Origin of the sequence: Bradyrhizobium sp. i1.15.2 (assembly GCF_040548425.1) — a bacterium.
Lineage (GTDB): Bacteria > Pseudomonadota > Alphaproteobacteria > Rhizobiales > Xanthobacteraceae > Bradyrhizobium > Bradyrhizobium canariense.
The window spans coordinates 99,010-112,528 of the sequence record NZ_JBEPRQ010000007.1 but is presented as its reverse complement, the minus strand read 5'-3'; the positions used below and the strand labels follow the sequence as shown (position 1 = coordinate 112,528).

Sequence of the window (13,519 nt, the reverse complement as noted above, 5' to 3'; positions counted from 1 at the left end):
GACCCTTCGGGCCGACTTATTGGTTAATTGGAGCGGTAGGCGCGGCTCGGGTCGTCTCCGGCGAGATCGGCCAGAATCGTCTCGCCGGCGATCGCGGTCTGGCCTTCCGAGACCAGCGCCCTGGTGCCCAGCGGCAGATAGACGTCGAGCCGCGAGCCGAAGCGGATCAGACCGAAGCGCTCACCGGCGCCGATTGCCTGCCCCTCTTTGACGAAGCAGACGATGCGCTTGGCGACGAGCCCTGCGATCTGGACCACGCCGATCCGCGCCGTCGGCGTCGTGATCGCCAGCGAGTTGCGCTCATTGTCCTCGCTCGCCTTGTCCAGCTCGGCATTGATGAACAGGCCGGGACGGTAGGCGATACGGTCCACCCGGCCCGTGATCGGGCTGCGGTTCACATGGCAGTTGAACACGCTCATGAACACCGAGATGCGCGGCAGTGGCCGGTCGCCGAGCCCGAGCTCGGCCGGCGGCAGCGCCATGGTGATCATCGAGACGCGGCCGTCGGCCGGCGACACCACGAGCCCCTCGCGCACAGGAGTCACACGCACGGGGTCGCGGAAGAACAGCGCGCACCACACGGTCAGGATAGTGCCGATCCACCCCAACGGCGACCACAGCCAGAACAGGACGAGGCTTGCCAGCGCAAAGCCTCCGATGAAGGGATAACCCTCCTTGTGGATCGGCGGGATCTGACGCTGGATCGAATCGAGAATGGACATCGCTATCTGCCGCTCAGGGTTGATGGCGCAGGTCGTCCCGCGCGGTGGTGTTGTTTAGGCCAGAGTTGGGACCGGAGACAAGGTCACTCCGCCGCCGCAGGCGTCGTCAGGACATCGGCGACCGGCGGTGGCTCCCGGTTGGGCGCCTCGTCAGGGTCGGCCATCCTGGCCAGTTTCTCGCGCGCCGCCTCGGCCTCGCGCTGCCTGTTCCACATGCTGGCGTAAAGCCCCTCCTCCGCGAGCAGTTTCGCGTGGGTGCCGCGCTCGGCGATGCGGCCCTGGTCCAGCACGATGATCTCGTCGGCGCCGACGATGGTCGAGAGCCGATGGGCGATCACCAGCGAGGTGCGGTTCTTGGCCACGCGCTCGAGTGCGCCCTGGATCTCGTGCTCGGTGTGGGTGTCCAGTGCGGAGGTCGCCTCGTCCAGCACCAGGATCGGCGGCGCCTTCAACACGGTGCGCGCGATCGCGACCCGTTGTTTTTCACCACCTGACAGTTTCAGGCCGCGCTCGCCGACCTGGGTCTCGTAGCCTTTCGGCGCCATGCGGATGAAATGATCGATCTGCGCCAGCTGCGCTGCCTGCTCGACCTCGGCATCGCTGGCGTCCCAACGGCCGTAGCGGATGTTGTAGCGGATGGTGTCGTTGAACAGCACGGTGTCCTGCGGCACCATGCCGATGGACGCGCGCAAGCTCGCCTGCGTGACTTCGCGAATGTCCTGGCCGTCGATCAGGATCTTGCCGCCGGAAATGTCATAGAGGCGAAACAAAAGCCGCGAGATGGTCGACTTGCCCGCACCTGACGGGCCGACGATCGCGACCGTCTTGCCGGCCGGCACCTCGAAGCTGATGCCCTTGAGGATCGGACGGGACGGCTCATAGGCAAAGCGCACGTCCTCGAAACGCACATTGCCCGCGGAGACCACCAGCGGCTTCGCGCCCGGCGCGTCCTTGATCTCGGCCTCGCGTCCAAGCACGTTGAACATCTTCTCGATGTCGATGATCGCCTGCTTGATCTCGCGATAGACCATGCCCATGAAATTCAAGGGCTGGTAGAGCTGGATCATCATGGCGTTGACCAGCACGAAATCGCCGACCGTGTTGGTGCCGTTGCGCACGCCGATCGCGCACATCAGCATGGTCGCGGTCAGCCCCAGCGTGAAGATCACGGCTTGTCCGGTGTTGAGCACGGCAAGCGAAGTGTAAGCCTGGACGCTCGACTCCTCGTAACGCGCGACCGATCGGTCGTAGCGCTGCGCCTCACGGGTCTCGGCGCTGAAATATTTGACGGTCTCGTAGTTGAGCAGCGAGTCGATCGCCTTGGTGTTCGCCTCGGTGTCGGCATCGTTCATCTTGCGGCGGATGCCGATCCGCCACTCGGTCGCGATGTAGGTGTAGTACATGTAGACCGCGACAGTGACGAGGGTCGCGAGCACGTAGCGCCAATCGAACTGCCACAGCAGCACGGCCATCAGCAGCGAGACCTCGACGATGGTCGGGATCAGCTGCAGGATCACCATGCGCACGATGACCTCGATGCCCTCGCGGCCGCGCTCGAGCACGCGCGTCAAGCCGCCGGTCTTGCGCTCCAGGTGGAAGCGCAGCGACAGCTCGTGCATGTGGATGAAGGTGATGGTGGCGAGCTTGCGCACCGCATGCATGGCAACGCGCGCGAAAATACCGTCGCGCCATTGCGTGAGCACCGCCATCACGATGCGCATCACGCCATAGCTGGCGGTCAGCAGCAGCGGCGAGGCGATCACCCAGAGGTGCCAATTGTCGGCCTGAACCGGCGCGGTGTTGGCGCCGGTCAGCGCGTCGGTCGCCCATTTGAAGCTGAAAGGAACCGTCAGCGTGATCAGCTTGGCGGCGAGCAGCAGCACCATCGACCAGACCACGCGCATCTTCAGGTCGAAGCGGTCGCCCGGCCAGATATAGGGCCACAGATGCGCCAGCGTGCCCATCAGCGTGGCCCGCTCCAGCGGCCCCCCGGCGGGATCAGGAACGTTGGGGCCGGCGGGCAATTGAGCTTGGTCCATCAAGAAGCCTGAAAAAGCCCGTGGGATGCGGGCTGCGTTGCTATTAAGGATTTTCGATTGTCATATAGAGCCTTACCGATGCCCATGCACCCCGCCAGATGGCGAATCTTCGATTGTTCGCCGTCGTTTACCGGTAGATTTCCGGAAGTCCCGAATCACCGATTGGGCTTGACGCCTCTCCGCTGCAATGCATCATGGCACCAATGAGCACGATCAAAACCGTCTGTGTCTATTGCGGCTCCGGCCCAGGAACCAATCCCCGTTTCACCGAAGGCGCCAAGGCGTTCGGCAAGGCGCTCGCCGAGAACAACATCCGCCTCGTCTACGGCGGCGGCTCGCTCGGCCTGATGGGCTCGGTCGCGACCTCCGTGCTCGATCACGGCGGCACTGTCACCGGCATCATCCCCGATTTCCTGCGGATGCGCGAAAACGCGCTGACGCGCGTGCAGGAGATGATCGTCACCCCCGATATGCACGAGCGCAAGCGGCTGATGTTCGAACGCTCCGACGCCTTCGTGGCGCTGCCGGGCGGCGTCGGCACGCTGGAGGAACTGGTCGAGCAATTGACCTGGAAGCAGCTCGGACGTCACGCCAAGCCGGTGCTGCTGGCCAACATCGATAATTTCTGGGAGCCGCTGTTCTCGCTGCTGTCGCACATGCGCCAGACGGAATTCATCCGCGCCGGGCTTTCGGTCGACATCCTCAAGGCCGATCGGATCGAAGAGATTTTGCCGAAGCTGAAATCGGCGGCAGCGCAGATCGAAGATGCGGAAAAGCAGATCGCCCCGGAAATGGCGCGCAAGCTCTAGTCCGCAGGAAACGTCACCGCCTCGATCCGGTTACCATCGGGGTCGAGGACGAAGGCTGCGTAATAACGCACGCGATCGTGCGGGCGGATACCCGGCGAGCCGTCGGACACGCCGACGGACAGCGCCGCGGCGTGAAATGCATCGACCTCGGCGGTCGTCTTGGCCCGCAGGCAGATATGCACGCCGCTCTCCGGCGGCACGTGCGGCATGCCCTCGCGCAGATTGATCCAGAATTCGGGATAGGCCTTGCCAAAGCCGATCGTCCGCGGCCGCGTGACGATGCGCGTGAGCCCAAGGGCCCCGAGCGTTGCTTCGTAAAATGTCGCCGAACGTTCGAGATCGCTGACGCCGACGGAGATGTGGTCGATCATGGGTCGCGCTCCCCTCTCTCCTCGTCATTGCGAGCGAAGCGAAGCAATCCAGACTGGCCCCGCGGACGCAGTCTGGATTGCTTCGTCGCTTCGCTCCTCGCAATGACGGCGTTTGTGGCGCCGCCATGGCTCACGGTCACTATCCCCTACGCCGGCGCGCCCGACTTCACCAGCTTGTAGATCACCGAATCCATCAGCGCCTGGAACGAGGCGTCGATAATGTTGGGGGACACGCCGACCGTGGTCCAGCTGTCGCCGTTCTCGTCCTCGCTCTCGATCAGGACGCGCGTGACCGCGCCGGTGCCGCCGTTGAGGATACGCACGCGATAGTCGATCAGCGTCAGGCCTTCGATATATTTCTGGTACTTGCCGAGATCCTTGCGCAGCGCGACGTCGAGCGCGTTGACGGGACCGTTGCCTTCGGCCGCCGAGATCAGATGCTCGCCGGCGACGTTGACCTTGACCACCGCCAGCGCCACGGTGACGCGCTCGCCATGCGAATTGTAACGCTGCTCGACATTGACGTCGAACTGCTCGACCTCGAAATAATGCGGCACCTTGCCGAGCGTGCGCCGCGCCAGCAGCTCGAACGAGGCGTTGGCGGATTCATAGGCGTAGCCTTGCGCCTCCCGCTCCTTCAACTCCTCGACCAGCCGCGACAGTTTCGGATCGCTCTTCTCGTAGGCGATGCCGGCGCGGTCGAGCTCGGCGATGACATTGGAGCGTCCGGCCTGGTCGGACACCAGCACCTTGCGGTGATTGCCGACCAGTTCCGGCAGGACGTGTTCGTAGGTCTGCGGATCCTTCAGCACGGCGGAGGCATGGATGCCGGTCTTGGTGACGAACGCGCTCTCGCCGACATAGGCTGCATGCCGGTTCGGCACGCGGTTGAGCATGTCGTCAAGCGTGCGCGACACTTTGACCAGGGTCGCGAGCTTCTCCGCTGTCACGCCGATCTCGAAGGCGTCGGCAAACTCGGCCTTCAGCTTCAAGGTGGGGATCAGCGAGCAGAGATTGGCGTTGCCGCAGCGCTCGCCGAGGCCGTTCAGCGTGCCCTGGATCTGCCGCGCGCCGGCGCGCACCGCAGCGAGCGAATTCGCCACCGCCTGCTCGGTGTCGTTATGGGCGTGGATACCGAGATGATCGCCGGGGATGTGCTTCGTCACCTCGGCAACGATCGCTTCGATCTCGTTGGGCATGGTGCCGCCGTTGGTGTCGCACAGCACCACCCAGCGCGCGCCGGCGTCATAGGCAGCTTTCGCGCAGGCGAGCGCGAAACCGGAATCCTCCTTGTAACCGTCGAAGAAATGCTCGCAGTCGAGCATCACCTCGCGGCCGGCGGCCTTCGCCGCCGCGACGCTGTCGCGGATCGAGGCGAGGTTCTCCTCCTTGGTCGTCTCCAGCGCAACGCGCACCTGATAGGCCGACGACTTCGCCACGAAGCAGATGGCGTCGGCTTTGGCTTCCAGCAGCCCGGCCACACCGGGATCGTTGGAGACCGAGCGCCCCGCCCGCCGCGTCATGCCAAACGCAGTGAAGCGCGCATGCGAAAACTTCGGCTTGGTGCCGAAGAACTCGGTGTCGGTCGGATTGGCGCCGGGATAGCCGCCCTCGACATAGTCGATGCCGAGTTCATCGAGCATCTGGGCGATGATTTGCTTGTCGGTCAGCGTGAAATCGACCCCATTGGTCTGTGCACCGTCACGCAGCGTGGTGTCGAACAGATAGAGACGCTCCTTGCTCATTGCAGCGCTCCCGACGCGGGGCCGCTGCCGAGCGTCTTCTGCATGGTGGTGTTGGCCAGCCACTCGTCGTTGACGGTGATGCTGTTGCGCTGCATGGCGACATAGCCGCGCTTAGCGAAAAAGCCCTGCGCGTTATCGCTGGCGTCGACCGTCAGCTTGTCGGCGCCGCGGCCGCCCGCAAGCTTTTCCAGCGCATCGACGAGCATCGTCGCCAGGCCCTGCCCGGCCACGGCCGGATGCACATAGAGCATGCGGATATGGTCCTTGCCCCGCAGCGACGCAAAGCCCACCGGTGATCCCTCCAGCGTTGCGATCAGCGTCAGGTCGGAGGCGAGCCCCTTGCCGAACTCTTCGTCCTCCACCGACGCCATCCAGGCCTGCTGCTGCGCTTCGCTATAATCGTCGCCGGTCAGCTCTTCGATGCTGGCCGTGAAGATCGCGGCGAGAACCGGCACGTCCTCCGGCAGGAAGGGCCGCAAGCCGGGCTTTGGGAGTGCTTGTGCCATCGTCTTTACCACATCCCATGGAGTTTCAGTGCCAGCGCCACGGCGGCGCCGAGCAGCAGGATTTTCAGCGCGATGTAATAGAACCAGTGCCGCGGAAAAGGCGTGTCGGGCCGCTTCATCGTGCGACCTCCCACGTCGTGCCTTCCTTGGAGTCCTTGATCGCAACGCCCATCGCGGCAAGCAGATCGCGGATACGATCGGATTCCGCAAAGTCTTTACGCGCACGCGCCGCCGTCCGCTCCGAGATCAGCCGCTCGACTTCCTTGGCATCGACGCCGCTCGCCTGCTGCTTGCGCCCTTCCCACTGCGCGGCGCTCTCGGAGAGAAAGCCGAGCAGACGCAACGAACCCGCGAGGGCATCAACGTCGCTGCCGCGCAGGCCATGTAGCGCCGAGATCGCCAGCGGCGTGTTGAGGTCGTCGAGCAGCGGCTCGACCACTGACGGGGCGGGCTTGCCAGGTGCGACGTCAGCCGCGACCCGATACCAGTCGTCGAGCGTCTTAGCGCTCTCCTCCAGCGACTTCATCGTCCAGTCGATCGGCGAGCGGTAATGCGTCTTGAGCATATTCAGGCGCAGCACTTCGCCCGGCCAGTCCGCGAGCAGTTCGTGAATCGTGACGAAGTTGCCGAGCGACTTCGACATCTTCTCGCTCTCGACCTGCAGGAAGCCGTTGTGCATCCAGTAGTTCGCCATGCGCTCCCGGTGGAAGGCGCAGCAGGTCTGCGCGACCTCGTTCTCGTGATGCGGAAATACGAGATCGATGCCGCCGCCATGGATGTCGAAGTGCTCGCCGAGATGCTTCCAGGCCATGGCCGAGCACTCGACGTGCCAGCCCGGCCGCCCCTGCGCGGCGATGCCGGCGGGTGACGGCCATGACGGCTCGCCGGGCTTGGAGGGCTTCCACAGCACGAAGTCGGTATTGCCCTTCTTGTAGGGCGCGACATCGACGCGCGCGCCGGCAACCATCTCGTCCAGTGAGCGATTGGACAGCGCGCCATAGCGCGGCAGCCCGGAATCGACCGCGTTCATCGCCTGCGGCGAGAACAGCGCGTGATCCTCGGCAACATAGGCAAAGCCGCCGGCGACCAGCCGTTCGATGATCTCGCGCATCTCGCCGATATGCTCGGTGGCGCGCGGCTCCACGCTCGGCCGCAGCGCACCGAGTGCGTCAACGTCGGCGTGAAACTGTTTGCCGGTCTGCTCCGTGACTTTCCGGATCGCCTCGTTCAGCGGCAGGCCGGGGAAATCCCGCGCCGCGCGGTCGTTGATCTTGTCGTCGACGTCGGTGATGTTGCGGACATATTTGACGTGCGCCTCACCGTAGAGATGGCGCAGCAGCCGGAACAGCACGTCGAACACGATCACCGGCCGGGCGTTGCCGATATGGGCGAAGTCATAGACGGTCGGTCCGCAGACATACATGCGGACGTCCTTGGCATCGAGCGGCACGAAGGTGCGCTTTTCCCGGCTCAGCGTATCGTAAAGGCGCAATTCCATAAGGATACCCGTCGGCTGTTGGCCGGGCGTCCAGTGCTCTCAATGGTTTTGAGAAAAGACGGCTCCAGCCAGCGAATCGCTAGCTCGTAATCTCGCGGCAAATGGCGCAAATGACGAGGAGACCGTTCATGACGGAACATATGGGCTATGAGGCGGCCCCGCGTCAAGAGAGCCGCGAAAATGCCGCTTTATCTCCGCAATGCGCAGCCGCCGCGCATAGATGGTTCATATCCTTAACCATTTGAGCCCATTCTGGAACTGGCAGTTCCTATTTTTTGCCCTCCGGTGTTTTCATGCGATCATTGCTCGCGCTCATTTCTTGCGCCTCCATCCTTGTCGTTTCCAGCGCTCTCGCCGAGACCCGCGTCTTCATCATCCCCAACCAGGCGGATGGCTACGGCGTCGATCAGTGCCTGGCCAAGAGCGACAAATGCGGCGCGCAGGTCGCCCGCACCTACTGCCAGTCACGCGATTTTGCCCAGGCTTCGGCCTATCGCCGGGTCGATCCCGACGAAATTACCGGCTCTGTCCCCAAATCCGGCGCAAACTGCTCCCATGGCCATTGCGACGAATATGTCGCAATCACCTGCCAGCGCTGAATTCGCTCGGAACTGGCGTACCTTAGGCCCAATCGCTGGCCTCTGAAACGACGTGACGATGCCGCAGGAAGCGGCTATGGGAGGGCGCGCTTCGGCCCCCCACATCACGCGTGGCCGTGACCTCGCTAGAATGGCGGATATGCCTGAATTTTTGTCTCTCTCCCGTGCTCGCTCGATCCTTGCCTGCGCCGTGCTCTTGAGCACGGTCGTGCTCGCCAATGGTGCCTCCGCACAGGCCGGCCCGCCGGGACCGCCGCCTCAGCCCGGCCAGAACGGGCTCGGACCCAACCCGATGTGCGCGCGCCTGGAAGGCCAGCTCGCCGGTCTCGATCGTGGCAACGGCGGTGATCCCGCGCGCGAAGACCAGATCCGCCGCTATCAGGAATCGCAGAGCAAGCAGCAGGCCGAGCTCGACCGCGTCACCATGCAGGCCAAGCGCATGGGTTGCGATTCCTCCGGCTTCTTCTCGCTGTTCAGCGGCCAGTCCGCGCAATGCGGTCCGGTCAACACCCAGATCCAGCAGATGCGCGCCAATCTGGACCAGATCACCGGCAATCTCGAACGCCTGCGCGGCGGCGCCGGCGGCTTCAGCCCCGAGCGCGACAACCAGCGCCGCTCGGTGCTGGCAGCACTGGCGCAGAACAATTGCGGCCCGCAATATGCCAACGCCGCGCAGTCGCAAGGCGGCGGCAACTTCCTGAGCAATCTGTTCGGCGGCAACAACCCCAACAATCCGCAAAGTGTGCCGCCGTCCGATCTCGGCCCGCAATCAGGCACCTATCGCACCGTGTGCGTGCGAACCTGCGACGGCGCGTATTTCCCGGTCTCGTTTGCGACCGTGCCGGCGCGCTTCCCCGACGACGAGAAGACCTGCAAGGCGCTGTGCCCGGCCGCCGAAGCCGTGCTCTACACCCATCGCAATCCCGGCGAGGATATGAACTCCGCGGTCTCCACCAGCGGCCAGCCCTACACGGCGCTGCCGACCGCGTTCAAATTCCGCAGCGAGTTCAACCCGTCCTGCTCCTGCAAGGCCGCGGGCCAGACCTGGGCGGACGCGCTCAAATCCGCCGACGACAAGGCGTCGGCCGAGCAGCAGGGTGACATCATCGTCACCGAGGAGAGCGCCAAGAAGATGCAGCAGCGGCAGCTCAACAAGGGCACGCCCGCGAATGCCAAGAAGGGCGCAGCGCCGGCGACGACGACGGCTGGCGCGCCGGCAGCAACGCCGCCGGCGGAAACCGGCACCGCTACGACCTCGTCCGAGAACAAGCCGATCCGTTCGGTCGGGCCAAGCTTCCTGCCGCAACAGCAGAAGTAGGCGGCCACAAATTCAACTGTCATGCCCGCGAAGGCGGGCATCCAGTACTCCGCGGCGGCAGTTGGGTTTCGACAACGTCCGCCGCGGCGTACTGGATCATCCGCCTTCGCGGATGATGACAGCGTCGTACGTGACGACACCGTCCATCCCACGACCTTCGGCCAGCCTTACCCCTCGAACGCGTCGATCGAGGCTTTGCTCCCACGCGACACCAGCGTCTCGTCCGGGGCGGCGAGCTGCTCGCCTTTATCGCGAAAGCGGTTGGTGATGGGATAGCGGCGGTCGCGGCCGAAATTCCTGGCCGTCACCTTGACGCCGGGCGCGGCCTGGCGGCGCTTGTATTCGGCGACATTGAGGAGATGATCGATGCGGGTGACCGTCTCGCGGTCGAAGCCGGCGGCGATGATTGTGTCGAGCGGCTCTTCGCGCTCGATCAGACGCTCCAGGATGGCATCGAGCACGTCGTAAGCGGGCAACGAATCCTGGTCGGTCTGGTTCTCGCGCAGCTCCGCGGTCGGTGGACGCGTGATGATGTCGGGCGGGATCACCTCGCCGGCCGGCCCCAGCGCCCCCTCAGGCTTCCACGAATTGCGCAAGCTTGCGAGCCGAAACACCTGTGTCTTGTAGATGTCCTTGATCGGATTGAAGCCGCCGTTCATGTCGCCATACAGCGTGGCGTAGCCGACCGACATTTCCGACTTGTTGCCGGTGGTCAGCACCATCAGGCCGGTCTTGTTGGAGATCGCCATCAGCAGCGTGCCACGGGTCCGGGCCTGGAGATTCTCCTCGGTAACATCGGGCGGCAGATTCTTGAAGACGCCGGACAGGATGGTCTCGAACCCGGTCACCGCCTCCGCGATCGGCAGCACCTCGTAGCGGATGCCGAGATGGCCGGCGAGCTCGCCGGCGTCCGCGATCGAGTGTGCCGCGGTGTAGCGATAAGGCAGCATCACGCCGTGCACCTGATCGGCACCGAGTGCATCGACCGCGATCGCCGCGCAGAGGGCAGAGTCGATACCGCCGGAAATGCCGAGTAGCACACCGGGAAAGCCATTCTTGGCGACGTAGTCGCGTAAGCCCAGCACGCAAGCCGCGTAGTCGGCGTGGTCGCCCTCGGGCTGCGCGGCGATCGGACCGGTGCAGCGCCAATCGTCGCCGCTTCTCGTGAAGTGCAGTGTGGTGATGCTCTCCGCGAACGCCGGCAATTGCGCCGCGAGCGAAAGGTCGCCGTTGAGCGCGAAGGAAGCACCGTCGAACACCAGCTCGTCCTGGCCGCAAACCTGGTTGAGATAGACCAGCGGCAGACCGCTCTCGGTGACGCGCGCGACCGCGACCGACAAGCGCACGTCGGCCTTGTCGCGGGCATAAGGCGAGCCGTTCGGCACAAGGATGATCTCCGCGCCGGTCTCGGCCAGCGTCTCGACCACGTTCTCGTAGTTCTCGGACTCCTCCAGCCAGATGTCCTCGCAGATCGGCACACCGATGCGCACGCCGCGCACGGTGACGGGGCCGGCCGCGGGACCGCGCGAAAACAGCCGCTTCTCGTCGAACACGCCGTAGTTCGGCAGATTGCATTTGAAGCGCAAGCCAGCGATACGGCCGCCGTCGAGCAGCGCACAGGCATTGTAGAGCCTGCCCTCCTCGACCCAGGGCGTGCCGATCAGCATCGCCGGCCCGCCATCGGCGGTCTCGCGCGCCAGCGCTTCGATCGCAGCGCGGCAGGCGGCCTGAAACGAAGGCTTCTGCACCAGATCTTCCGGCGGGTAACCGGCGATGAACAATTCCGGAAACAGCAGGAGATCGGCGCCGTCGGCGGCTGCCTGCACGCGCGCCGCGCGCGCTTTGGCGGCATTTCCGTCGATGTCGCCCATGGTGGGATTGAGCTGGGCGAGCGTGACCGCGAATGCATTGAGACGTTCGGTCATGGCCACCGCGCTCCGATCAGAGCATGATCCGGAAAAGTGTGAAGCGGTTTTCCGAAAAGATCATGCTCAAAACAACAACCTAAAGCGCGATTAGCGCTTTAGAGGAATCCCAATCGCTCGATGATGGCGATGATCCAGAATGCGCCGGCCATCAGGAGCGCAAGACCGACCGCGGCCGAACCCATGTCTTTGACCCGTCCGATCTGCTTGTCGTGATCCATGGTCAGCCGGTCGGCAAGCTTCTCGATCGCAGTATTGAGCAGCTCGACCACCAGCACGAACGCGACCGCGCAGATCAGCTCGACCGCGCGCATCGCAGTCGCGCCGACGAACCACGCGAGCGGCAGCGACAAGAGGAGCGCAACGATTTCCTCGCGGACCGCCTGCTCCGAGCGGAACGCAAAGGCCAGACCGTTACGGGAATTGATCGTGGCCTTCCAGATCCGCAGCAAGGTCTTAGAGCCCCGCTGCGACCGGGATCGGCCTGACCTTGCCAGCGCGTTCCTGCTTGAGCAGTTCTGCGACCAGGAAAGCCATGTCGATGGATTGCTCGGCGTTGAGCCGGGGATCGCAGACCGTGTGGTAGCGGTCGTTGAGATCCTCGTCAGTGATCGCACGGGCGCCGCCGAGGCACTCGGTGACGTCCTGGCCGGTCATCTCCAGATGCACGCCGCCGGCATGGGTGCCTTCCGCCGCGTGGATCGCGAAGAACGACTTCACCTCGGACAGGATGCGGTCGAAGGGCCGCGTCTTGTAACCTGACGTCGATGTGATGGTGTTGCCGTGCATGGGATCGCACGACCAGACCACCACTTTGCCCTCGCGCTTCACGGCGCGGATCATGTTCGGGAGGTGCTCGCCGATCTTGTCGGAGCCGAAGCGGCCGATCAGCGTCAGCCGGCCCGGTTCGTTGTCGGGATTGAGCACGTCGATCAGCTTCAGCAGTTCGTCGGGCTTGAGCGACGGGCCGCATTTGAGCCCGATCGGATTCTTGATGCCGCGGAAATATTCGATATGGCCGTGGTCGAGTTGGCGGGTGCGGTCGCCGATCCAGATCATGTGACCCGAGGTCGCGTACCAGTCGCCGGTAGTGGAATCGACGCGGGTCATGGCCTGCTCGTAGCCGAGCAGCAGGGCCTCGTGGCTGGTGTAGAAATCGGTGGCGCGCAGCTCGGGGTGGGCCTCGAGATCGAGGCCGCAGGCGCGCATGAAGTTGAGCGCATCGGAGATGCGGTCGGCCAATTCCTTGTAGCGGCGGGACTGCGGCGAGTCCTTGAGGAAGCCGAGCATCCACTGATGCACGCTGCCGAGATTGGCGTAGCCGCCGGTCGCGAACGCGCGCAACAGGTTCAGCGTCGCGGCCGACTGGCGATAGGCCATCAGCTGGCGCTGCGGATCAGGGATGCGCGCTTGCTTGGTGAAGGCGATGTCGTTGACGATGTCGCCGCGATAGCTCGGCAGCTCGACACCGTCGATCTTCTCCATCGGCGAGGAGCGCGGTTTTGCGAACTGGCCGGCGACGCGCCCGACCTTCACCACCGGGACGGCGCCGGCATAGGTCAGCACCACCGCCATCTGGAGCAGCACACGAAAGAAGTCGCGGATGTTGTTGGCACCGTGCTCGGCAAAGCTCTCGGCGCAGTCGCCGCCCTGCAGCAGGAAGGCCTCACCGGCCGCGACCCGCGCTAAGGCCTTCTTCAGATTGCGCGCCTCGCCCGCGAATACCAGCGGCGGAAAGGTCGCAAGCTGCGCCTCGACGTCGGCCAGGGCCTTGGCGTCGGGATAATCGGGCACCTGTAGCACCGGCTTGCTGCGCCAGGATTCGGGCGTCCACCGCTCGGACATCGCAATCTCTCCGTGAAGCAAAAAGCACAACCTGATCTGTGGGTTGCGAGGGTCGCCTTATACACAGGCTGGCCACCGGCCGCCAGTTGTAAATCCAATTGGCACTGCAAAGCCTTGCGGGGAAAGCCAAATTCGCATTTGC

General features: G+C 64.3%; 12 protein-coding genes. 3 read left to right on the top strand and 9 right to left on the bottom strand.

Translation table 11 applies throughout. The features are described 5' to 3' along the window. Positions 1 to 23: 23 nt before the first annotated feature. A complete protein-coding gene (locus ABIB80_RS15350) occupies positions 24 to 728 on the bottom strand; it encodes a phosphatidylserine decarboxylase (RefSeq protein WP_256375820.1) in 705 nt (234 codons plus the stop codon). A 77-nt stretch (positions 729 to 805) separates the two neighbouring features. Next, on the bottom strand, positions 806 to 2,761 hold the full coding sequence (locus tag ABIB80_RS15345) for an ABCB family ABC transporter ATP-binding protein/permease (protein WP_354127855.1): 1,956 nt from the start codon (positions 2,759 to 2,761) through the stop codon (positions 806 to 808). A gap of 203 nt (positions 2,762 to 2,964) precedes the next feature. On the opposite strand from ABIB80_RS15345, the gene ABIB80_RS15340 reads away from it, so the two are divergent. Further along, a complete protein-coding gene (locus tag ABIB80_RS15340; protein WP_007592508.1) occupies positions 2,965 to 3,570 on the top strand; it encodes an LOG family protein in 606 nt (201 codons plus the stop codon). On the opposite strand, the gene ABIB80_RS15335 is transcribed toward ABIB80_RS15340, so the two are convergent. The 4 genes from ABIB80_RS15335 to cysS form a co-directional block, all read right to left on the bottom strand. Further along, complete coding sequence (locus tag ABIB80_RS15335) at positions 3,567 to 3,941, bottom strand: VOC family protein (protein ID WP_354127854.1); 375 nt, start codon at positions 3,939 to 3,941, stop codon at positions 3,567 to 3,569. The two genes, ABIB80_RS15340 and ABIB80_RS15335, sit on opposite strands and share 4 nt — an antisense overlap. A 146-nt stretch (positions 3,942 to 4,087) precedes the next feature. Further along, positions 4,088 to 5,686, bottom strand: coding sequence for a citramalate synthase (cimA, locus tag ABIB80_RS15330; RefSeq protein WP_354127853.1), 1,599 nt, complete (start codon positions 5,684 to 5,686; stop codon positions 4,088 to 4,090). Further along, the gene (locus ABIB80_RS15325; RefSeq protein WP_007592515.1) at positions 5,683 to 6,192 is read right to left on the bottom strand and encodes a GNAT family N-acetyltransferase; all 510 of its coding nucleotides are present in this window, start codon (positions 6,190 to 6,192) and stop codon (positions 5,683 to 5,685) included. Before ABIB80_RS15325 ends, cimA begins: the two co-directional genes overlap by 4 nt. A gap of 115 nt (positions 6,193 to 6,307) precedes the next feature. Further along, on the bottom strand, positions 6,308 to 7,690 hold the full coding sequence (gene cysS, locus ABIB80_RS15320; protein ID WP_354127852.1) for a cysteine--tRNA ligase: 1,383 nt from the start codon (positions 7,688 to 7,690) through the stop codon (positions 6,308 to 6,310). Between the two features lie 293 nt (positions 7,691 to 7,983). On the opposite strand from cysS, the gene ABIB80_RS15315 reads away from it, so the two are divergent. Both ABIB80_RS15315 and ABIB80_RS15310 read left to right on the top strand, forming a co-directional pair. After that, positions 7,984 to 8,289 carry a hypothetical protein gene (locus tag ABIB80_RS15315; protein ID WP_007592521.1) on the top strand — a complete coding sequence of 102 codons (306 nt, stop codon included), beginning with the start codon at positions 7,984 to 7,986 and terminating at the stop codon, positions 8,287 to 8,289. 130 nt (positions 8,290 to 8,419) lie between these two features. Beyond that, the gene (locus ABIB80_RS15310; RefSeq protein ID WP_035992901.1) at positions 8,420 to 9,607 is read left to right on the top strand and encodes a DUF2865 domain-containing protein; all 1,188 of its coding nucleotides are present in this window, start codon (positions 8,420 to 8,422) and stop codon (positions 9,605 to 9,607) included. 167 nt (positions 9,608 to 9,774) lie between these two features. Here the strand turns inward: ABIB80_RS15310 and ABIB80_RS15305 are convergent, their stop codons facing one another. The 3 genes from ABIB80_RS15305 to ABIB80_RS15295 all read right to left on the bottom strand — a co-directional run bounded on the left by ABIB80_RS15305 (position 9,775) and on the right by ABIB80_RS15295 (position 13,377). Then, positions 9,775 to 11,532, bottom strand: a complete 1,758-nt coding sequence (locus tag ABIB80_RS15305) for an NAD+ synthase (protein WP_354127851.1) — start codon at positions 11,530 to 11,532, stop codon at positions 9,775 to 9,777. A 98-nt stretch (positions 11,533 to 11,630) separates the two neighbouring features. Next, positions 11,631 to 11,984 (bottom strand): diacylglycerol kinase, encoded by a 354-nt coding sequence (locus tag ABIB80_RS15300; RefSeq protein WP_354127850.1) that lies wholly within the window; start codon positions 11,982 to 11,984, stop codon positions 11,631 to 11,633. 4 nt (positions 11,985 to 11,988) lie between these two features. Continuing rightward, positions 11,989 to 13,377 (bottom strand): class II 3-deoxy-7-phosphoheptulonate synthase, encoded by a 1,389-nt coding sequence (locus tag ABIB80_RS15295; RefSeq protein ID WP_219682552.1) that lies wholly within the window; start codon positions 13,375 to 13,377, stop codon positions 11,989 to 11,991. Between the last annotated feature and the right edge of the window lie 142 nt (positions 13,378 to 13,519).